At 69.2% G+C, this 21187-nt stretch carries 14 protein-coding genes; 3 read left to right on the top strand and 11 right to left on the bottom strand.

The window, feature by feature from the left end:
• Positions 1-406: 406 nt before the first annotated feature.
• Genes glgB through ACX80L_RS09905 form a run of 3 tightly spaced genes read right to left on the bottom strand, consistent with a single transcriptional unit; the run spans position 407 to position 8015 of the window.
• The gene (glgB, locus tag ACX80L_RS09915; protein WP_459289327.1) at positions 407-4210 is read right to left on the bottom strand and encodes a 1,4-alpha-glucan branching protein GlgB; all 3804 of its coding nucleotides are present in this window, start codon (positions 4208-4210) and stop codon (positions 407-409) included.
• The gene (treS, locus tag ACX80L_RS09910) at positions 4210-5976 is read right to left on the bottom strand and encodes a maltose alpha-D-glucosyltransferase (protein WP_208740543.1); all 1767 of its coding nucleotides are present in this window, start codon (positions 5974-5976) and stop codon (positions 4210-4212) included. The genes glgB and treS overlap by 1 nt, the downstream gene beginning before the upstream one ends.
• Positions 5976-8015 (bottom strand): maltotransferase domain-containing protein, encoded by a 2040-nt coding sequence (locus ACX80L_RS09905; protein ID WP_133080435.1) that lies wholly within the window; start codon positions 8013-8015, stop codon positions 5976-5978. Before ACX80L_RS09905 ends, treS begins: the two co-directional genes overlap by 1 nt.
• Before the next feature lie 134 nt (positions 8016-8149).
• Between ACX80L_RS09905 and glgP the strand changes: the two genes are divergently transcribed.
• Positions 8150-10762: an alpha-glucan family phosphorylase gene (gene glgP / locus ACX80L_RS09900; RefSeq protein WP_459289325.1), complete on the top strand. Its 2613-nt coding sequence runs from the start codon at positions 8150-8152 to the stop codon at positions 10760-10762.
• 84 nt (positions 10763-10846) lie between these two features.
• Here the strand turns inward: glgP and glgX are convergent, their stop codons facing one another.
• The 6 genes from glgX to ACX80L_RS09870 form a co-directional block, all read right to left on the bottom strand.
• The gene (glgX, locus tag ACX80L_RS09895; RefSeq protein WP_459289323.1) at positions 10847-12949 is read right to left on the bottom strand and encodes a glycogen debranching protein GlgX; all 2103 of its coding nucleotides are present in this window, start codon (positions 12947-12949) and stop codon (positions 10847-10849) included.
• Between the two features lie 7 nt (positions 12950-12956).
• Positions 12957-13940: a 23S rRNA (guanosine(2251)-2'-O)-methyltransferase RlmB gene (gene rlmB / locus ACX80L_RS09890; RefSeq protein WP_133080432.1), complete on the bottom strand. Its 984-nt coding sequence runs from the start codon at positions 13938-13940 to the stop codon at positions 12957-12959.
• 134 nt (positions 13941-14074) lie between these two features.
• A complete protein-coding gene (gene cysS / locus ACX80L_RS09885) occupies positions 14075-15541 on the bottom strand; it encodes a cysteine--tRNA ligase (RefSeq protein WP_459289321.1) in 1467 nt (488 codons plus the stop codon).
• A 26-nt stretch (positions 15542-15567) separates the two neighbouring features.
• Positions 15568-16095 carry a 2-C-methyl-D-erythritol 2,4-cyclodiphosphate synthase gene (ispF, locus tag ACX80L_RS09880; RefSeq protein WP_133080430.1) on the bottom strand — a complete coding sequence of 176 codons (528 nt, stop codon included), beginning with the start codon at positions 16093-16095 and terminating at the stop codon, positions 15568-15570.
• Positions 16082-16894, bottom strand: coding sequence for a 2-C-methyl-D-erythritol 4-phosphate cytidylyltransferase (ispD, locus tag ACX80L_RS09875; RefSeq protein WP_459289319.1), 813 nt, complete (start codon positions 16892-16894; stop codon positions 16082-16084). Before ispD ends, ispF begins: the two co-directional genes overlap by 14 nt.
• Before the next feature lie 69 nt (positions 16895-16963).
• Positions 16964-17446 (bottom strand): CarD family transcriptional regulator, encoded by a 483-nt coding sequence (locus ACX80L_RS09870; RefSeq protein WP_028280415.1) that lies wholly within the window; start codon positions 17444-17446, stop codon positions 16964-16966.
• A 258-nt stretch (positions 17447-17704) separates the two neighbouring features.
• On the opposite strand from ACX80L_RS09870, the gene ACX80L_RS09865 reads away from it, so the two are divergent.
• A complete protein-coding gene (locus ACX80L_RS09865) occupies positions 17705-18235 on the top strand; it encodes a hypothetical protein (protein ID WP_459289317.1) in 531 nt (176 codons plus the stop codon).
• 130 nt (positions 18236-18365) lie between these two features.
• Here the strand turns inward: ACX80L_RS09865 and ACX80L_RS09860 are convergent, their stop codons facing one another.
• Positions 18366-19046, bottom strand: a complete 681-nt coding sequence (locus ACX80L_RS09860) for a response regulator transcription factor (RefSeq protein ID WP_133080428.1) — start codon at positions 19044-19046, stop codon at positions 18366-18368.
• Positions 19043-20308: an ATP-binding protein gene (locus ACX80L_RS09855; RefSeq protein ID WP_133080427.1), complete on the bottom strand. Its 1266-nt coding sequence runs from the start codon at positions 20306-20308 to the stop codon at positions 19043-19045. The genes ACX80L_RS09860 and ACX80L_RS09855 overlap by 4 nt, the downstream gene beginning before the upstream one ends.
• Positions 20309-20471: 163 nt before the next feature.
• Here ACX80L_RS09855 and phoU point away from each other — a divergent pair, with 163 nt between their 5' ends.
• Positions 20472-21131: a phosphate signaling complex protein PhoU gene (gene phoU, locus ACX80L_RS09850; RefSeq protein ID WP_133080426.1), complete on the top strand. Its 660-nt coding sequence runs from the start codon at positions 20472-20474 to the stop codon at positions 21129-21131.
• Positions 21132-21187: the final 56 nt, after the last annotated feature.

Below are 21187 nucleotides of genomic sequence, written 5' to 3'. Positions count from 1 at the left end.
AGCCAAAAAAACCAGCCACCACACGGGGTGCGGCAACCAGCAAATTCAACCAATCAAAAAACAATCGGTATCAACAAACTTGGCACACTATTGAGTTCTCAAACAACAGGAGCTACCGGCACCAAACACGACCAAACCGCCATGTCCTCGCTCCGAAGCAACTTTTCAAGCTTACCCGCTCTGACTTCGTTTGTCCAAATCGGCCGGTTCCCATGTCCTCCGCTCCCGCTCCCATCCATACGGACGAGAGGAGAGCTTCGATTCTGTGGTTGTCGGCCGACCAGATGACTTCATCAGCGCGGATATAAACGATAGCACCGGTTCGCCCGGAATGCCAACAGCGGCGGATCTCCTTCGGGAAGGGGGTCCGCCGCTGCTGTCGGAGGCTGCGGTCAGGCGGCGATCATCAGGATGCGGCCGGCTTCAGGTACAGCACGCCGAGAGGCGGTACTCGGACGTCGCCGAACGCCGGCTGCCCGTTGTGCGCACCCTCCTGCGCAGTGATGGAGCCACTGTTGCGGACACCCGAGCCGCCGAACTCCTCGGAGTCCGTGTTGAGGACCTCCGTCCACTCCCCCGCCCACGGCAGTCCGACCCGGAAGCCCTCGTGGGGTCCCCCGGCGAAGTTGGCGATGCAGACGAGCGGGTTGCCCTGGTGGTCCCAGCGGATGAAGGACAGCGTGTTGTGCTCGCCGTCGTTCTCGTCGATCCACTGGAAGCCGGCCGGCTCGTTGTCCCGCGCATAGAGGGCCGGGGTATCCCGGTAGATCGTATTGAGCGAACGGACGAGTTCCTGCACCCCCTTGTGGGAGGGGGTCTCCGTGAGCCACCAGTCGAGGCTGTGGTGCTCGGCCCACTCGGACTCCTGAGCGAACTCGGATCCCATGAAGATCAGCTGCTTGCCCGGGTGCGCCCACTGGAAGGCGAGATAGGCACGGACGTTGGCGAGCTGCTGCCAGCGATCACCAGGCATCTTGCGCAGGAGCGATCCCTTGCCGTGCACGACCTCGTCGTGGCTGATGGGCAGCATGAAGTTCTCGGTGTAGGCGTACACCATCGAGAACGTCGCCTTGCCGTGGTGGTGCACCCGGTTGATCGGGTCCTCGGAGATGTACTGGAGGGTGTCGTGCATCCAGCCCATGTTCCACTTGATGCCGAACCCGAGACCACCGGAGCTGGTGGGCCTGGTCACGCCGTCGAACGCGGTCGACTCCTCGGCGACCATGACGATGCCCGGCGCCCGCTTGTAGGCGGTCGCGTTGACCTCCTGCAGGAAGGAGATGGCCTCGAGGTTCTCGCGCCCACCGAACCTGTTCGGGCGCCACTGTCCCTCCTCACGCGAGTAGTCCAGGTAGAGCATCGAGGCGACGGCGTCCACGCGCAACCCGTCGATGTGGAACTCCTCGAGCCAGTACAGCGCGTTCGCCACCAGGAAGTTGCGCACCTCGCGACGGCCGAAGTCGAAGATCAGCGTGCCCCAGTCCTGGTGCTCGCCGAGGAACGGGTCGCCGTGCTCGTACAGGGTGCCGCCGTCGAACTTGGCCAGCGCCCACGCGTCCTTCGGGAAGTGGGCCGGGACCCAGTCCATGATGACGCCGATGCCGGCCTGGTGGAGCGCGTCGATCAGGTACTTGAAGTCGTCCGGCGAACCGAAGCGTGACGTCGGCGCGAAGTAGGACGTCACCTGGTAGCCCCACGACCCGCCGAACGGATGCTCGGCCACGGGCATGAGCTCGACGTGCGTGAAGCCCTGCCAGGTGACGTACTCCACCAGCTGCTCCGCCAGTTCGCGGTAGCTCAGGCCCTGGCGCCAGGATCCGAGGTGCACCTCGTAGACGCTCATCGGGCCGTTGTGGGGGTCGTTCGCCGCACGGGCCTGCATCCACTCGTCGTCGCCGAAGACGTAGGTCGACTCGACGACCTTCGATCCGGTGAGCGGCGGGATCTCGGTTCCGCGCGCCATCGGGTCCGCCTTCTCGCGCCACTGCCCGTCGCTGCCGAGGATCTCGAACTTGTAGCAGGTGCCGGCACCGGCGCCGGGGATGAAGATCTCCCAGATGCCCGAACTGCCGAGCGCGCGCATGGCGTTGACGCTGCCGTCCCAGCCGTTGAAGTCGCCCATGACGCGGACCGCGCGCGCGTTGGGCGCCCACACCGCGAAGGACACGCCCTCGATCTCGCCGAGCACGGAGGAGTAGTGGCGGACATGGGCGCCGAGGGCGGTCCACAGGGTCTCGTGCCGGCCCTCGCCGATCAGGTGCATGTCGATCTCACCGAGTGTCGGCAGGAACCGGTAGGGGTCGTCGACGATCGTCGGTCCGCCGTCGTAGGTGACCTCCAGCCGGTAGTCGGGTACGTGCCCGGGATTCTCGGCCGCCAGGGCACCGACCCAGATGCCGTTGTGCTCGTGCTGGAGCTCCGTACGGCCGGTACCCGTGACCACGACGACGGACTGCGCCAGGCGGCGCAATGTCCGCACGGTGACGACGTCGTCGCTGTCGAGGTGTGCACCCAGCACCGCGTGCGGCTGGTGGTAGACGCCCTCCGAGACCTGCTGCAGCACGGAGGGATCGACGGAGGCGGGAGTCAGGTCGGCGGAGGGCGGGGCGGCCGCATCCGGCGCCGTGTCCCCCACGGTCTCCCGCACCTTGTCCTTCAGGCCGGCCGTCGCACTCTTCGCGGTCTCGGCCACGGCCTTCGCCGTGCCCGTCACGGTCTTGGCGGCCTTGGCGGCTTTGGCCGCGAGCGACTCCTCGGCCGGGCCCTCGTCGGGGTTCTTCGGAGAATTCATGTCAGCTGCTTTCATAGCGTCCGCTCCGGGGTGTGCCCCCAGTGCGCGTCGGACATCCCGGACAGGCATTTCCACCCAGTCCGGTCTGTTGCGGATCTCGTAGACGACTTCGTACAGGGCCTTGTCGAGCCAGAGCGCCCGGAACAGCGGACCCGAGGTGTCGACGGGGGCGCCGGACTCCTCCGCGTACCCGTCGAGGAAGGCCTTCCGCGCGGCGTCGGACCATTGCTCGGTCACGGCGGCCTCGGGCGAACCGACCGGCGCTGCTCCCCGCGAGGCGGCAGCGTACTCCAGCGAGCGGACCATCCCGACGACGTCGCGGACCGGGACGTCCGGGACGCTGCGCTCGGCGGTGGGCCGCAGCGGCTCACCCTCGAAGTCGATGACGAGCCAGGTGCCGTCCGGGGCCTGGAGGACCTGGCCGAGGTGGAGGTCGGCATGGATGCGCTGGAGGGGCGGGATGTCCTCGAGGACCTCGATGTCCCGCACGATGCGGTCCACCTCGGCGCCCAGGGGGCCGACGGCGTCGCCTGCTTCCTCCCAGGCCCACCGGATCCGCTGCGCGAGGGCTTCCTTGAAGTCCTTCTCCTCCTCCGCGGTCGCCGTGCGGCTTCCGAAGGCGCCGTCCAGTTGCCGGTGGATCCGTGCGACGGCCCGGCCGAGGCCGCGCGCCTCGGCGGTGAAGTCGGCGGCGGTCGAGGCGGCGAGGGAAGCCGTGCGCCAGGCGTCGGTGCTGCCCTCGACGAAATCGCGCAGGACGCTGACGTGCCCGCTCACGTGGTGGCCGGGACCCGCATGGGCTTCCTGCCAGGTGCCCGTGACCCACCCGAACGTGTCGGGGGTGTCGGTGGACCCGCCGGCGGTGAGGCCGGCGCTGATCTGCACGTCGGGGCTGTCGCCGGCCGCCAGCACACGGAAGAACTTCACGATCATGGAGCCGGGACCGGAGCCGTAGACCACCGAGGTGTTCGACTGCTCGCCCTGCAGCACCTTGACGGGCTGGGCCGAGCCGGATTCCTGGTGTTCCGGCTTCTTGACCACGACGCCGGTCAGCCGCCCGTCAGGGGTACCGGACTCGGACAGCATGAAGTCCACCCAGAGGCGCACGAAATCGGCGTCGTGGGTGGCGTCGTACGCCCAGCGTGTCCCGAGCCCGGGGTGCTCGACCTGCCCGATCAGCCCGGCGGCGTCGTCGAGCGGTTCGCTGCGGTAGCTGATCGGCACGCTGACGACGTCGGTGCGCCGTCCGGACTCGACGGCCAGGAAGTGCACCTCGAAGCCTGCAGCGCCGGCAGGGTCCTCCATGACCGTCCCGCCGACGACCGTCAGAGCGACCTCGCGTCCCTTCGCGGGGAACCACCGCTGGGACGGAAGCCATTCGGTGAGGATCTCCGGGATGAAGGGGGTGTGGGTCGCCATTATCGGATCGCCTCCGGGACGGGGATGACGGGCATCGCCTGCGTGTGCGGGGATGACGTGTTCGAACTGGCGGAGCGCACGCGCAGCCAGAAGAAGTCGTGGCTGCCGAGCGTCAGGGTCATCTCGCCGTCCTCCGCGAACGCCGGGAAGATCGAACCGCCGAACAGGTCCCGGAGGCCGCGGCCGCCGAACTCGGGCAGGCGCATCCGCGCCGCCACCGGGTGCTGCGACAGGTTGAAGACGCACAGCACCGACTCCTCGGGCTCGCCCTCGGCGTTGTCGGCATCGACCTCTCGGAGGAACGCCAGGACGTGCTCCGACTCGACGGGGACGTTGCGGTAGGTACCGAGCCCGAACGCCGGGTGGGCCTTGCGGACGGCCAGCATCTGGCGGACCCAGTGCAGCAGCGAACTGGACGTCGCCATCTGCGCTTCGACGTTCACGTGGTTGTAGTGGTAGACGAGGGACTGGACGACCGGGAGGTAGAGCTTCCCGGGGTCCACCGGGGAGAAGCCGGCGTTGCGGTCCGGGTTCCACTGCATGGGGGTCCGTGACGCGTCACGATCCTCCAGCCAGATGTTGTCGCCCATCCCGATCTCGTCCCCGTAGTAGAGGAACGGGCTGCCCGGCAGGGACAGCAGCAGGGCGTGGATCAGTTCCACCTCCGCGCGCGAGTTGTCGAGCAGCGGCGACAGGCGCCGCCGGATACCGACGTTGGCCCGCATCCGGGGATCCGGCGCGTACCAGCCGAGCATCGCCTCGCGCTCCTCGTTGGTGACCATCTCGAGCGTGAGCTCGTCGTGGTTGCGCAGGAACGTGCCCCACTGCGCGCCGGCCGGGATGTCCGGGGTCTCCTTCATCGTCTCGATGATGGGTGCCGACTTCTGGTCACGCAGCGCGTAGAAGAGCCGCGGCATGATCGGGAAGTGGAAGGACATGTGGCACTCGGGGCCGTCCTCGTCGCCGAAGTACTCGACGACCTCGTCCGGCATCTGGTTCGCCTCGGCGATGATGACGCGGCCCGGGTAGTTCTCGTCCACCATCGCGCGGAGCCGCTTGAGGAACTCGTGCGTCTTCGGCAGGTTCTCGCAGTTGGTGCCCTCCTCCTCGAACAGGTAGGGGATGGCATCCGCGCGGAAGCCGTCGATGCCCTGGTCGAGCCAGAACTTCACGACGTCGAAAATCGCCTCCTGCACCTTGGGGTTCTCGAAGTTGAGGTCGGGCTGGTGGCTGAAGAACCGGTGCCAGAAGAACTGCCGGCGCACGGGGTCGAACGTCCAGTTCGATTCCTCGGTGTCCACGAAGATGATGCGCGCGTCCTGGTACTTCTCGTCGGTGTCGCTCCAGACGTAGAAGTCGCCGTACGGGCCCTCGGGATCCCTGCGGGACTCCTGGAACCAGTGGTGCTGGTCCGAGGTGTGGTTCACGGGCAGGTCGATGATGACCCGCACGCCGCGGGCGTGAGCCTCGGCGACGAGCCGCTTGAAGTCACCCAGGGACCCGAACTCGTCGAGGACGTCGTAGTAGTCCGAGATGTCGTAGCCGCCGTCGCGGAGCGGGGACTTGAAGAAGGGCGGGAGCCACAGGCAGTCCACGCCGAGCCACTGGAGGTAGTCCAGCTTGTCGATCAGACCCGAGAGGTCACCGGAGCCGTCCCCGTTCGCATCGGCGAATCCGCGGACCAGGACCTCGTAGAAGACCGCCTTGCGGTACCAGTGGGGGTCGTGGGCCAGTCCGGGTGCGTTGAGCTGGAAGGGGTTGGGCACTAGCGCTGCCTCCTGATCGAGAGAATGTGGGCGGGCTCCACGTGGGCGTCGAGCCGCACGTAGTTGTGCTCGCCCCAGGTGAAGGTCTGTCCCGTGATGAGGTCGTCCACGAGGAACGTGCCGTTCTCGTCGAAGTCCGCGGCATCGAGACCCAACCGCGCGAGGTCGAGCGACACCGTGCTCTCCCTCGTGCTGTGCGGGTCGATGTTCACGACGACGATGATCGTGTCCTTGCCCTCCGCCGTCTGCTTGTGCTTGGCGAAGACCACGGTCGCGGGATCGCTGCTGCCGTGGATGCTGAGGTTCTCGAGGTCGCCGAGCGCGGGGTGCGAGCGGCGGATGGCGTTCAGCCGGGTGATGAACGGCGCCAGCGAGCGCCCCTCGGCCTCGGCCGCGGCGTAGTCCCGGGGGCGGTACTGGAACTTCTCGTTGTCGATGTATTCCTCGGCGCCCGGGCGGGCGACGTGCTCGAACAGCTCGTAGCCGGAGTAGACACCCCACAGCGGGCTGGCCATGGACGCGAGCACGGCCCGGATCTTGAAGGCGGCCGGGCCCCCGTACTGGAGGTACTCCGTGAGGATGTCCGGGGTGTTCACGAAGAAGTTGGGCCGGAAGTAGGACGGCGAGACCTTGCTGATCTCGGTGAAGTACTCCTCGAGCTCCGTCTTCGTGTTGCGCCAGGTGAAATAGGAGTACGACTGCTGGAAACCGGCACGACCGAGGGCGTGCATCATGGGCGGACGCGTGAAGGCCTCCGCCAGGAAGATGACGTCGGGGTGCTTCCTGTTGACCCGGGCGATCAGCCATTCCCAGAACTGCACGGGCTTGGTGTGCGGGTTGTCGACCCGGAAGATCTTCACGCCGTGCTGGATCCACATGAGGACGATCCGCAGGATCTCCTTCGCGAGGCCCGTGGGATCGTTGTCGAAGTTGATGGGGTAGATGTCCTGGTACTTCTTCGGCGGGTTCTCGGCGTAGGCGATCGACCCGTCCACCCGCGTGGTGAACCACTCGGGATGGCTCGTGACCCAGGGATGGTCGGGCGCTGCCTGCAGTGCGAGGTCGAGTGCGACCTCGAGGTCCAGCTCCCGTGCCCGCGCCACGAACGCGTCGAAATCGTCGAACGTCCCGAGGTCGGGATGGATCGCGTCGTGGCCCCCGGCCTCGGACCCGATGGCCCACGGTGATCCGGGATCGTTGGGCCCGGCGGTCAGGGTGTTGTTCGGTCCCTTCCGGTGGGTCCGTCCGATGGGGTGGATCGGGGGGAGGTACACGACGTCGAAATTCATGGCCGCGATGGCGTCGAGGCGCTTCGTCGCCTCACGGAACGTACCGGAGGTCCACTGCGCCGTCTCCGGGTCGTAGGTCGCGCCCTCGGACCGCGGGAAGAACTCGTACCAGGCGGCACGCCCGGCCAGTTCGCGCTCGACGTTGATGGGGTACGCCGGGGAGGCGGTGACGAGCGAGCGGATGGGCTGGCGTGCGATCGCCTCGTGGATCTGCGCCGACAGCCCTGCGGCGAGACGTGCCTCGACGCTCTGCGAGGTGTCGGCGAGGGTCGCGGCGGCGCGGCGGAAGAGGGTCGCGTCCCGCGCGGTGCGCTCCTCGGCTGCCCGTGTGAACAGCGCGGCGCCTTCGGCGAGCATGAGCTCGACGTCGACCCCTGCCGCGATCTTGATGGTCGCGTCGTGCTCCCACGTCCCGAAGAGGTCCGACCATCCCTCGATGGTGAAGGTGTGCAGGCCCTTGGCGCGCGGCGTCAGGGTGCCGGCCCACCGGTCGAGTCCGGACCCCACCGGCGTCATGCGGACGCGCTGCACCTCCTTGCCGCGGGGGTCGTAGAGCACGGCCGATACGCCGAGCTGGTCGTGGCCCTCCCTGAACACGGTCGCACCGACGGCGATGTCCGAGCCGGGGATCCCCTTGGCGGGGAAGCGTCCATCCTCGATGACAGGGGTCACGGCGGTGATGGGGATGCGGCCGAAACGCAGTCCTTCGGGGTACGGGGCATTTCGATTCTGCTCGGTAGGAGTCGTCACCCGTACGACGTTAGCGAGTAATGGGCCGAAATGCTAAGGGAGCTTTGCGTAACATCGGGGCGTACTTCGGAGAACGCAAGCGTTTGCGCGGGAAGCCCTCCCCAGCGCTGGGCAAGTGCGCTAGCGTAACCGGGGTGAAGGCAATCCGCAGATTTACCGTCCGAACCGTCCTCCCCGAGAGCATCGCGCCGCTCGGCAAACTCGCGGGTAATCTGCGGTGGTCGTGGCACCTGCCGACCTCGCGTCTCTTCGAGGAGATCGACCCGGTGGCGTGGGAGGAGAGCGGCCACGATCCGGTGTCCTTCCTCGGGTCGGTCACGCGCGAGCAGCTCCAGCAGCTCGCAGGCGACGAGAAGCTTGTGCGGCGTATCCAGGAGCTCGGCGCCGATCTCGAGAGCTACCTCACGGAGCCGCGCTGGTACCAGGGCCTCGGCGACGACGCGCCCCGCAGCATCGCCTACTTCTCCCCCGAGTACGGCATCAGCGCCGTCCTCCCCCAGTACTCCGGCGGCCTCGGCATCCTGGCCGGCGACCACCTCAAGTCCGCGTCGGACCTCGGTGTGCCCCTGGTGGGCGTCGGCCTGCTGTACCAGGCCGGCTACTTCAAGCAGTCGCTCTCCCGGGACGCCTGGCAGCAGGAGACCTATCCCGTCCTCGACCCCGATGGCCTCCCTCTCACCCTGCTCCGTGAGGAGGACGGCTCGGCGGCGAAGGTCGTGCTCCCCCTGCCCAACGGCCGGCAGCTGTCCGCGCACATCTGGCGTGCCGACGTCGGACGCGTCCCCCTCCTGCTGCTCGACTCCAACGTCTCGGAGAACGACGACGCAGCGCGCAACGTCACCGACCGCCTCTACGGCGGCGGCGGGGACCAGCGCCTGCAGCAGGAACTGCTCCTCGGGATGGGCGGCGTCAAGGCGCTGCGCATCTTCCAGCGGCTGACCGGGATCCCGGCGCCCGAGGTGTTCCACACGAATGAGGGCCACGCGGGCTTCCTCGGCATCGAACGCATCCGCGAGCTGATGGACCCGTCCAACGAGTCCCCGATGAGCTGGGAGGAAGCCCTGACGGCCGGCCGCGCGTCGACCGTGTTCACCACCCACACCCCGGTTCCTGCGGGCATCGACCGCTTCGACCGCGCCCAGATCGAGCACTTCTTCCACGCGGGCCTCGCGCCGGCCGTCCCGACGGACCGCGTCCTGGCCCTCGGCGCCGAGAACTACGCGGACGGCGATCCGACGAAGTTCAACATGGCGGTCATGGGCCTGCGCCTGGCGCAGCGGGCCAACGGTGTCGCGAAGCTGCACGGCGAGGTATCGCGGGGCATGTTCTCGGGTCTCTGGCCGGGATTCGACGCACGCGAGGTGCCCATCACCTCCGTCACCAACGGTGTCCACGTCCCGAGCTGGGTCGACCCGCAGATCGCGGACTTCGCGCTGTCCCACTTCGGCGCCGAGTCGGTGCTCGACGCGCAGTGGAGCAAGGTCTACGACGTGCCCGACACGGACATCTGGGCCCTGCGCCGAAGCCTCCGCTCCAATCTCGTGGACGATGTCCGCCGCCGGCTCCGTGCCTCCTGGAAGAAGCGCGGCGCCGCGGACGCCGAGCTGACCTGGACGGACTCGGTGCTGGACCCGGACGTCCTCACCATCGGCTTCGCCCGCCGCGTGCCGACCTACAAGCGGCTCACGCTCATGCTGCGCGACCCCGCCCGCCTGAAGGCGCTGCTCCTGCATCCGAAGCACCCGATCCAGCTGGTGATCGCCGGCAAGTCGCACCCCGCCGACGAGCAGGGCAAGCGCATGATCCAGGACCTCGTCCGCTTCACGGACGATCCCGAGGTACGCCACCGCATCGTCTTCCTGCCCAACTACGACATCGCGATGGCGCTCACGCTCTTCCCGGGCTGCGACGTCTGGCTGAACAACCCGCTGCGCCCGCTCGAGGCCTGTGGCACCTCCGGCATGAAGGCGGCCATCAACGGCGGGCTCAACCTGTCCGTTCTGGACGGCTGGTGGGACGAGATGTACGACGGCGACAACGGCTGGGCGATCCCGACCGCGAACAACGGTGCCTCCGCGGACGAGCGCGACGACATCGAGGCGGCAGCACTGTACGACCTCCTCGAGACGCAGGTGGGCCCGCGCTTCTACTCGCTGGTCCCCGCCGAGGGGGCCGGCGCCGCCGGTCCGTCGGAGCCCTCCCGCGACGGCGTGCCGCACCAGTGGATCGCGATGATCAAGCACACCATGGCGACGCTCGGCCCCGCCGTGTCCGCCGACCGCATGCTGCAGGACTACGTGGAGAAGCTCTACCGTCCCGCCTGGCGCTCGGGCCAGGCGGCGGCGTCGGACTCCTTCGCCCTCGCCAAGCGGACCGCGGCCTGGCGCTCACGCGTCCAGGGCAGCTGGCCCGCCGTGCAGGTGGAGCACGTGGACTCGACCGGCGTGTCCGAGGACCCGCAGATCGGTGATTCCCTGACCGTGAACGCCTACGTGGCACTCGGCGGGCTCGACCCGGACGACGTGGCCGTCGAGGTGGCCTACGGCCGCGCACTCGAGAGCGACGAGCTGAGCGACGTGGCCGTCGACGACCTCACCGTCGCCGAGAACCTCGGCAGCGGGCGCTACCTCTTCACGGGCAGTATCCGGATCGACCACTCGGGGTCCTTCGGCTACACCGTGCGCGTGCTCCCGAAGCACGCGACCCTCGCCACGAAGGCCGAGCTCGGACTCGTCGTCAACGCCTGATCGACGACGCGCCCCTCCGGACGCGACGAAGCCCGGGACCGGACGGTCCCGGGCTTCGTCGTTCCCGGCGTGGGCCGGACGGACTCAGCAGCGGTAGATCCGCACCGAGTCGGCGGCGACGGTGTCGGCCTCGCCCGAGAGCAGCCGGCCGGCGTCGGTCGGCGCACCCCTCACCGCGGAGTCGAAGGTCTGCGTGAAGGAGCGCGGCTGTTCGCCGGCCACGCCCTGCCCCTGCAGGATCCAGGCCGACGGCAGATGGATGCGCGTCTCGCGGAGCGAACCGTTGATCACCACGAGGCCGTTGATCCTCCCGCCCGTGGAGCCCAGCAGGAGCTGGACGGTCCGGGTGGCCGGGTCGTTCCACTCCTGCGCCGTCATCGGGAGGCCCGCGGCGTTGAACCACAGGAGGGTGGACTGGTCGCTCCGTGACGGGAAGGTGGCGGGCTGCGCGGCCAGGAAGTCGCGTCGGATGGACAGCAGCGTGCGCGTGGCGGCCAGCATGTCCCGGGACGCGGCGTCGTCCGACCACTGCACCCACGCGAGGTCGTTGTCCTGGCAGTACGCGTTGTTGTTGCCGCGCTGCGTCCGGCCCCGTTCGTCCCCGGCGGTGATCATCGGGACGCCGAGCGAGATCAGCAGCGAGGCCATCACATTGCGGGCGCTCTTCTCACGGGCTGCGAGGATGCCCTCGTCCTCCGTGCGGCCCTCGGCCCCGTGGTTGTAGCTGCGGTTGTCGTTGGACCCGTCGCGGTTGCCTTCGCCGTTGGCCTCGTTGTGCTTGCGCTCGTACGCCGTGAGGTCGGCCAGCGTGAAGCCGTCGTGGGCCGTGACCATGTTGACCGACGCCAGCGGGCTCCGGCCGGATCCGGCGAACGTATCGGCCGACCCGGCGAGCCGGCCGGCCAGGCGTGCCGGCGAGGACCCCGTGCCACCGGCCGCGATGGACGCGACGTCCCGCAGCCAGAAGTCGCGGACGGTGTCCCGGAAGCCGTCGTTCCAGTCCGCCCAGCCCACCGGGAACCTCCCGGTCTGCCAGCCGTCCGGCCCGAGGTCCCACGGCTCGGTGATGAGCTTCGTACCGCGCAGGGCCTTAGAGGCGCCGGCCGCGACCAGGAAGGGGTGGCGCGGCGTGAACCTGTTGTTCTCGTCGCGGGCGAGGGTGACGGCGAGGTCGAAGCGGAAGCCGTCCACGTGGCATTCCTCGACCCAGTAGCGCAGCGAGTCGAGCGCGAACTCCACGACCCGGGGCTGCGAGAAGTCCAGGCTGTTGCCGCACCCGGTCGTGTCGACGTACCGCCCGGCGTCGTCGTGCCGGTAGTAGTCCCGATCCCCGAGCCCGCGCCAGCACAGGGCCGGGCGGTGCTGCTCACCCTCGGCCGTGTGGTTGTAGACGACGTCGAGGAGGACCTCGAGGCCGGCCTCGTGCAGGGCGCGGACCATGCCCTTGAATTCGTCGAGCACCGCGTCCGGTCCCGCCTCCCGCGCGGCCGCTGTGGCATAGGCGGAGTGCGCCGAGAAGAATCCGAGCGTGTTGTAGCCCCAGTAGTTGCCCAGGCCGAGCGGCTCGAGGTGCGGCTCGTCGATGGAGAAGTGGATCGGCAGCAGCTCGACCGCGGTCACCCCGAGATCGCGGAGGTATCCGGTCATCACCGGGTGCGCCAGTCCGGCGTAGGTGCCCCGCAGCTCCTCGGGGATCCCGGGGTGGGCCTTCGTGAGACCCTTCACATGCGCTTCGTAGATGACGCTGTCGCGCCAGGGCGTGCGCGGGTGCTCACTCGTCCCCCAGTCGAACGTGTGCTCGAGGAAGACCGAGTAGTAGGAGCGCGACGGCGGCTCATCGGCCCCGGCGGCGGGTCCGATCGGTTCGACCGCGCGCGCGTAGGGATCGAGCAGCAGCTGGGCCGTCCCGGGAGCTCCGGGAAGGTCCTCGCCGGTGGGCCAGAAGGCATAGAGCGCCCCCGGCGCCACCGGTCCCACCACACCGTGGTGGACGCCGCCGTCGAGCCCCACGAGCGTCTCGGACGTCCAGGTGCCGTCGGCGCGGCACCAGTGCACGTCCATGGAGGCGATGCCGGGCGCCCACACCGCGACATTCGCGTGCCCGTCCTGGCTCCATGCCCCCTTGACGGAGTGGAGCCCGAGCGGGAACTCGCGGGAGGCGCGCGTCAGCGGTGCGGGGTTGACCATGCCCGGGTCAGGCCGAACGCTGGCGGGACACCTCGTACAGCGTGATCCCCACCGCCATCGACGCGTTGAGCGACTCCATGGCGGAGTCGATCGGGATGGAGACGATCTGGTCGCAGTTCTCGCGGACGAGCCGGGACAGGCCCTTGCCCTCGGAGCCGACGACGATGCAGATGGGGTCGCGGCCCAGGGACAGCTCGGGCAGCGAGACGTCGCCGTCGCCGTCGAGCCCGAGGACGAAGATGCCCTTGTCCTTGAAGGACTTCAGGGCCGAGTTCAGGTTGCCGACGCGCGCGACGGGGACCCGGACGGCGGCACCGGCGCTGGTCTTCCAGGCCGACGCCGTCACACCGACGGAACGCCGCTCCGGCACGATGACGCCATGGCTGCTGAAGGCGGATGCCGAGCGGATGATGGCCCCGAGGTTGCGGGGATCGGTGATGCCGTCGAGGGCCACGAACAGCGGGGCGTTCCCGATGTGGCCGCGCCTGTACCGCTCGATCGTCTCGTCCACGAGGTCCAGCGCATCGGCGTACTCGTAGGGCGGGACCTGCAGCATGAGGCCCTGGTGCACCGCGCCGTCCGTCATGCGGTCGAGTTCGGGCTTGCCCGTCTCCATGACCGGGATGCCGCGCTCGGCCGCCATCTTCAGCGACTCCCGCACGCGGTCGTCCATCTCGATGCGGATCGCGACGTGCAGCGCCTTCGCAGGGATGCCCGCGCGGAGGGCCTCCACCACCGAGTTGCGACCGGTCACGACCTCCTCGGCGGCCTTGCCCTTGGTGCGGCCCGTGCCGGCGTTCTTCCCGCCGGCGCGCTTGGCCGCGGAACGCTCCGAGAGCTCCTTGTTCTTGTACGCCTTGTGGTACGGGCGGTCCTCCGCCTTCGGAGTGGGTCCCTTGCCCTCGAGCGATTTGCGTCCGTGGCCGCCGGTGCCGATGGTGGGGCCCTTTTTCGTTTTGCGAACCGCGCCTGGACGTCCGTGACTGGCCATGGAGAGAACACCTTTATATAGAAGAAGAATCCCCACCAGTTTACGCGGAGCCGGTGCAGTGCCCCGGCATCCGCGATCCGGACGCGATCCGGACGTGATCCGCCCTGGCCGGGACGGCGTCGGACGCCCCGCCGTCAGTCCCCCGAGAGGGACCAGGTGACGCCGTCCGCCGAGTCCTCGAGGGTGATCCCCGCGGCCGCCAGTGCGTCCCGGATGGCGTCCGCCCGCGCCCAGTCCCGTGCACTCCGTGCATCCGCACGGTCGGCGATGCGGTCCTGGACCAGGGCGTCGAGGGCCCTCGACGCCCCCGCCCCCGCCACGGTCGGCGCGGCGGGGTCCGCGGCGTCGTCGAGCCCGAGGACCGCGGTCATGGCGACGACGGCGGCGAGGCCGGTCCGGGTGGCGGCGTCCTCCCCGGCGGCCAGGGCGGTGTTGCCACTGCGCACGGTGGTGTGGAGCACCGCGAGGGCCTGCGGCACGTTGAGGTCGTCGTCCATCGCGGCGGCGAACTCCGGCGGCAGGCTTCCCGCGCTGACGGGTCCGCGCGCCGGTGCGCCGACGCGGGCGGATGCCTTGGCGATGAAGCCGTCGATCCGCGCCACCGCGGACGCCGCCTCCTGCAGCGAGGTCGCGCGGTAGTCGAGGACCGAGCGGTAGTGGGCCTGCCCGAGGTAGTAGCGGACCACGCGGGGGCCTGCCGCCTCGATCATCTCCTGGGGGCTGACGGTGTTGCCGATCGACTTCGACATCTTCTCGCCGCCATATGTCACCATCCCGTTGTGCATCCAGAAGCGGGCGAAGGCGTGCCCGGCCGCCTGCGACTGGGCCATCTCGTTCTCGTGGTGGGGGAAGCGCAGGTCCAGGCCGCCGCCGTGGATGTCGAACTCCGTCCCGAGGTACTTCGTGACCATGCTCGAGCATTCGAGGTGCCACCCCGGCCGGCCGGTACCCCAGGGACTGGTCCACGACGCGGTCGCGGGATCGGTGTCCTTGGAACCCTTCCAGAGCGCGAAGTCGCGCGGATCCTTCTTGCCGCGCGGATCGGCGTCGGGCGCGGCCTGCATGTCGTCGATGTCCTGGCGCGTCAGGCTGCCGTAGGCGGGCCAGGAGCGGACGTCGAAGTAGACGTCGCCCGACCCGTCCGGCGCGGGATAGGCATGACCGCGCTCGATCAGGAGCTGGATGAGTGCGTGCATCTCCGGGATGTGCCCGGTGGCGCGCGGCTCGTACGTGGGCGGTCGGACGCCGAGGGCCGCGTAGGCGCGGTGGAATTCCTGCTCGAACCGGTACGCGAGCGCCCACCACGGTTCCTCGGGCACCACCGAGGGGTCCTGCTCCGCGGCCCCCTCGCGGAACGAGTCCTCGGACTTGGCGAGGATCTTGTCGTCGATGTCCGTCACGTTCCGCACGACGGTGACCCGCAGTCCGCGCGCCTCCAGCCAGCGCGTGAGCTGGTCGAAGGCGATCGCTGACCGCACGTGGCCCACGTGGGGCAGGCCCTGGACGGTGGCCCCGCAGTAGTAGAGACTCGCCCGGCCCGGTTCGAGGGGCTCGAAGGGGCGCACCTCGGCGCGGGCGGTGTCATAGAATCGCAGGCTCACCGGTCCAGATTACCCGGCGGGGGCGGTCAGGCTGCCGGTCCCGCCGGCGTCGGGCGGTGTGCGGAACGTACGACGACGGCGGTCGCGATGGCAGCGATGCCCTCTCCCCTGCCGGTCAGGCCCAGGCCGTCGGTGGTGGTGGCCGAGATGCTGACCGGTGCCTGCGCGGCATCCGACAGCGCCGCCTCCGCCTCTGCGCGTCGGGGGGAGAACTTGGGCCGGTTGCCGATGAGCTGCACCGCGATGTTGCCGATGTCGAAGCCCGCCTCCCTCACGATTCCCGCGGCGGCGGACAGCAGGGCATGTCCGGAGGCGCCTGCGTACTCCGGGCGATCCGTGCCGAAGTGGGTGCCGAGGTCCCCCACGCCCGCCGCGGAGAACAGCGCGTCGGCTGCCGCGTGGGCGACGGCGTCGCCGTCGGAATGACCCGACAGCCCCCGTTCCCCCTCCCAGAGCAGGCCGGCGAGCCAGAGCGGGGCGTCGTCGGACGCGAAGGCGTGGACGTCGACGCCGATCCCGGTCCGGGGAAGACGGTCGTGCTCACTCAGGTACATGTGCGCTCCTGTGCTGGGTCGGTGGGGCGGGGCGGGGAGTGCGTCCGGGGTCGGCCACCGGCAGCGCCGCGGTGTGCTGCGCGAGCACCGCCTCCGCGACCACGAGGTCGAGGGGCGTGGTGACCTTGAAGGCGAGGGCGTCGCCGTCGACGACGCGCACCGTGGTGCCCCCCGCCTCCATCAGCATGGCGTCGTCGGTGACACCGGGGTCGCCCGCAGAGGGACCGGCATGCGCCGCGCGCAGGCGGTCGGCGGCGAAGCCCTGCGGGGTCTGCACGGCGCGCAGGGTGGCGCGATCCGGAGTCGCGGTGACGACGTCGCCCTCCACAGTCTTCACCGTGTCCACGACGGGCAGCACCGGGATCACCGCCGGTGCGCCGGATCGGACAGCTGCGGCGACCCGCTGGAAGACCGCGGGCGGGGTCAGGGCACGGGCCGCGTCATGGACCAGGACGACGCCGACCGACGGCGGCAGGGCCTCGAGCCCTGCGCGCACGGACGCGGACCGCGTGGCGCCGCCGGTCACGGCCGAGATGCGCGGCCCGGAGTCCCCGGAGGCCTGCTGTGCGCGCGCGACGACGTCGGACAGCACGGTGTCGCCGGCGGGCAGGACCGCCACGACGACCGCTGCGACCCCCGACGCCACGACCGCTTCCAGGGAGTGCTGCAGGAGGGTGCGGCCACCGCAGAGGACGCGGGCCTTCGGGATGCCCTGCCCGAGGCGCTGACCCGAACCGGCGGCCACCACGATGACGCCCGTCGGGGCATCGGTGGCAGGAGGCACGTTGTTCTCGGACACTCCGTCACCCTATGACAGAGCAACAAAAAAGAGGGACCCGAAGGTCCCTCTTCCCGTGCGGTCCGACTCCTAGGAGGCGAGGACCTCGTCGAGAACGCTTGCCGCCTTCTCTTCGTCGGTCTTCTCCGCGAGTGCGAGTTCGGAGATCAGGATCTGGCGCGCTTTCGCGAGCATCCTCTTCTCCCCGGCCGAGAGCCCACGGTCGTGGTCGCGGCGCCAGAGGTCGCGGACGACCTCGGCCACCTTGATCACGTCGCCCGACGCGAGCTTCTCGAGGTTCGCCTTGTAGCGGCGCGACCAGTTGGTGGGCTCTTCCGTGAATTCGGCCCGCAGGACGTCGAACACATGCTCGAGCCCTTCCTTGCCCACCACGTCGCGAACCCCTACGAGGTCAACGTTCTCTGCTGGTACTTCTATCGTTAGATCACCCTGTGCCACCTTGAGCTTGAGATACATCTTCTCTTCGCCCTTGATGACGCGCATCTTGATCTCTTCGATCTTCGCTGCGCCGTGGTGAGGGTAAACAACTGTTTCGCCGACCTCAAAAACCATGTGGACTTTCCCCTTTCCCGCCAGTCAGTTTATCACGGCAACGACACGCCCGACCCCGCGTTTTCGCAGGTCAGGCCGCCGAAACAAGCCCATTTGGCTATGATTCGCCTCTTGACGGGACGTGCTTTTGGTGATCCTCCACGCGCGGGTGCGTCGAAACGGACACCACGGTTCGAGCCCGTTGCCGATAGTCTGTTGGATAGGTCCGCACCGGATTACGTCCCTGTCCCACCTGTTGAACCCCCAGGAGTTTGTGCTGTGAATTGTGCACCGAAGAACCGAGCGCAGCAGGCCGTTGCTGCCGGCGCCGTGCTGCTGATGCTGGGCGTCTCCGGCTGCAGCTTCACCGCGGACCAGTCGACGGCCGATCCGTACGCCGCGTCGGACGGCATCGTGAAGGATCTCGGCCCGGTTCTGCTGCGCAACATCCTGATCGTCGGCCGCGACGACGAGACCGCCGGCCGCCTCGTGGGCACCGTCTTCAACACGAGCGATGATCCGGTGGACCTGTCCATCCAGGCCGGCGGCGCCGCCACCAGCGTCACGATCGAGGGCCAGGGCCAGTTCACGTTCGAGGACGAGACCACGGACGACGCCACCCTCGACGGCATCGAGGATCTCCCGGGGTCCCTCGTCGACGTCGACTTCGATGTCGAGGGCGAGGAGGCGACCTTCGAGGTTCCCGTGCTCGACGGGACACTGGAGGAGTACCGCGAATTCGTCCCCGGCGGCTACACGCCGCGGCCGAGCGAGCCCGCCGCCACCGAGGAAGCCGAAGAGGGCGAGTAGCCCCTCCGCCCACTCCCGCAGACACGAATGCCCGCCTCCGATCGATCGGAGGCGGGCATTCGTGTCCGTGCCGCAGCACCGGGGCGTCCCGGTCCTGGCTCCCCGCCGGACCACGGGAGCCCCGCGCGGCTCAGGGCTCGTACTTGTAGCCGAGCCCTCGCACGGTGATGAGGTAGCGGGGGTTCGAGGGGTCGGGTTCGACCTTCCCGCGCAGCCGCTTGACGTGGACGTCGAGGGTCTTGGTGTCCCCCACGTAGTCGGAGCCCCAGACGCGATCGATGAGCTGGCCGCGCGTCAGGACCCTGCCGGAGTTCCGCAGCAGCATCTCGAGCAGCTCGAACTCCTTCAGGGGAAGCGCCACCTGTTCGCCGTCGACGCTGACCACGTGGCGCTCGATGTCCATGCGGACCGGTCCGGCCTGGATGGTGTTCGGGATCAGCTCCTCGGGCTCGCCCTGGCGCCGCAGGACCGCCCGGACGCGCGCCACCAGTTCCCTCGACGAGTACGGCTTGGTCACGTAGTCGTCGGCGCCGAGCTCCAGGCCCACCACCTTGTCGATCTCGGCGTCCTTCGCCGTGAGCATGATGACCGGGACGCTCGAGCGCTGGCGCAGCTGGCGGCACACCTCCGTCCCGGAGAGCCCCGGCAGCTGGAGGTCCAGCAGCACGAGGTCCGCACCGGTGCGGTCGAACTCGGTCACGGCGTCGAGGCCGTTGTCCACGACGGACACCTCGAAGCCTTCCTTGCCGAGGAGGTAGGACAGCGGGTCGCTGAACGACTCCTCGTCCTCGACGATCAGAATGCGGCTCAAGCCTTGACTCCCTGCTCATGGACAGCGGCGCTGTCCTTCTTCCCTGACGTCCTGTCCGGCCCCTGCGCGGCCCGGTCCGCAGCCGCCGCGGCGGCTCCACCCGGGACCGCGTCGCCGACCGCGTCGTCGGGGGTCCCCTCCATCTCCGGCAGGCGGACCGTGAAGGTACTGCCCTGGCCGGCCTGCGACCAGACGGTCACCTCACCGCCGTGGTTGGACACGACGTGCTTGACGATGCTGAGGCCCAGGCCCGTGCCGCCCGTCTGCCGTGACCGTGCGGCGTCGATCCGGTAGAACCGTTCGAAGATGCGCTCCTGCTCCTCCGGCGTGATGCCCGAGCCCTGGTCCGTGACCGACACCTGGACCAGTCCGTCCCTGGCCCGGACCCCGACGCCGACCCTCGTGCCCTCGGGCGAGTAGCGGATGGCGTTGTCGATGAGGTTGCGGAAGGCCGTCATGAGGAGTTCGCGGTCGCCGTACACCGGCGTCGCCACGGAGCCGCCGACCACGATGTCGATCTGCTTGCTCTCGGCGGGCAGCTTGTTGCGGTCCACGGCCTCCGCGATCACCGAGTTGACGTCCACTGGCTTCCCGCGGCGCACGACGTCGGCGCCCTGCAGCCGGGAGAGCTCGATGATGTCCTGGACCAGCGCGGACAGGCGCCCGGACTCCTTGTGCATGCGCTGGGCGAAGCGCCGCACGGCGATCTCGTCCTCGGCGGCCTCGTCGATGGCCTCGGCCAGGAGGGAGATGGCACCCACCGGCGTCTTCAGTTCGTGCGAGACGTTCGCGACGAAGTCGTTGCGGATCTCCTCGCTGCGCGTGATCTCCGTGCGGTCGTCCGCGAGGATCAGGATGTACTCGGCGCCGAGGGCGGCGACGCGGACCTGGACCACGATGGTGCCCTGCCCCAGCGGCCCGCGGGGCAGCTCGAGCTGCTGCTGCTCGATCACGCCGTCGCGCCGCACGCGCGCCGTGAGGTCCAGCAGCTCCGAGTGGACCATGGTGTGTCCCCGGACCAGGCCGAACGCGTACGCGGCCGGGCTCGCGCGGACCACGCCGTCGATCGCGTCCACGATGACGTACGCGCGTCCGATGATCGAGAGGACCTCCGCGGCGCCGTCGGGCAGCGTGGGTTCGTCCTCGTAGAGGAGCCGGAGCCGCTGCGCCTCGCTCGCACGGAACGCCGCCATGCCGCTCACGCCGAGGGCGAGGCCGACCAGCCCGGCCACGAGCGTCAGGAGAAGGGGGTCCACGGACATAGCTTATGCGCTGTCCCCGGCGGTCCCGGCCGATCCGGTGGCAATAGATAAGGGGTTCAACTAACGTTCATCGGAAGCGGGGAAACAGTTCACCGCTGGCTGGAAGTGTCGTCGGCGGAACTGTGACAACGGTCGATTCGAACTTCCAGGGAAGGAAGCCCACGTGCGCAAGGTTTTTCAGGCCGAGCTACACCAGATCGGCGAGGAGCTGATCGAGATCTCGCAGCTGGTGTCCGAGGCCATCCAGAAGGCCAACAGCGCTTTCCAGGGTGCCGATACCGAGCTCGCGCAGGAGGTCATCGCCGCGGACGCGCGGATCGACTTCCTCCAGAACTCCCTCGACGAGCGTGCGATCGACGTCCTCGCACTCCAGGGGCCGGTGGCGTCCGACCTCCGCATGATCGTCGGTGCCCTGCGGATGAGCGCATCGCTCGAGCGCATGGGCGACCTCGCCCGCCACGTGGCGCAGCTCGCCCGGCTGCGCTTCCCCGCGAACGTCATCCCCGAGGGGATCCGGCCCACGTTCGACGAGCTCGCCGAGCTGGACGTGCAGATCGCTGCCAAGGTCACCGAACTCCTGGAGACCCGCAACCTCGAGCTGAGCAACGAGATCAATGCCGCCAACGCCCGCGTGAACGAGCTGCACGCCAGCGTCTTCAAGGCCGTCGCCGCGGAGGACTGGAACGAGAGCGCGCCCACGACCGTCGACGTCACGCTCGCGAGCCGCTACTACGAGCGCTTCGCGGACCACGGCGTCTCGGTGGCCCGCAAGGTCGCCTACCTCGTCACGGGCGAGTGGCAGCCCAGCGCACCGCTGAGCTGATCCACCGGGCCGGGAGGCCCGGACAGGACGAGAACGACGGCGGCCCCCGCAGGGAC

It is taken from the genome of Arthrobacter sp. MDT1-48-3, from assembly GCF_054511015.1.
The sequence above is the reverse complement of the archived record's forward strand: the minus strand, read 5'-3'. Positions and strand labels throughout refer to the sequence as shown.

What these genes read in the sequence shown, in the direction of transcription:
- glgB (WP_459289327.1), bottom strand. Translation starts at nt 4,210, where the DNA reads ATGGCGACCCACACCCCCTTCATCCCGGAGATCCTCACCGAATGGCTT.
- glgX (WP_459289323.1), bottom strand. Translation starts at nt 12,949, where the DNA reads ATGGTCAACCCCGCACCGCTGACGCGCGCCTCCCGCGAGTTCCCGCTC.
- rlmB (WP_133080432.1), bottom strand. Translation starts at nt 13,940, where the DNA reads ATGGCCAGTCACGGACGTCCAGGCGCGGTTCGCAAAACGAAAAAGGGC.
- ispF (WP_133080430.1), bottom strand. Translation starts at nt 16,095, where the DNA reads ATGTACCTGAGTGAGCACGACCGTCTTCCCCGGACCGGGATCGGCGTC.
- ACX80L_RS09870 (WP_028280415.1), bottom strand. Translation starts at nt 17,446, where the DNA reads ATGGTTTTTGAGGTCGGCGAAACAGTTGTTTACCCTCACCACGGCGCA.
- ACX80L_RS09855 (WP_133080427.1), bottom strand. Translation starts at nt 20,308, where the DNA reads ATGTCCGTGGACCCCCTTCTCCTGACGCTCGTGGCCGGGCTGGTCGGC.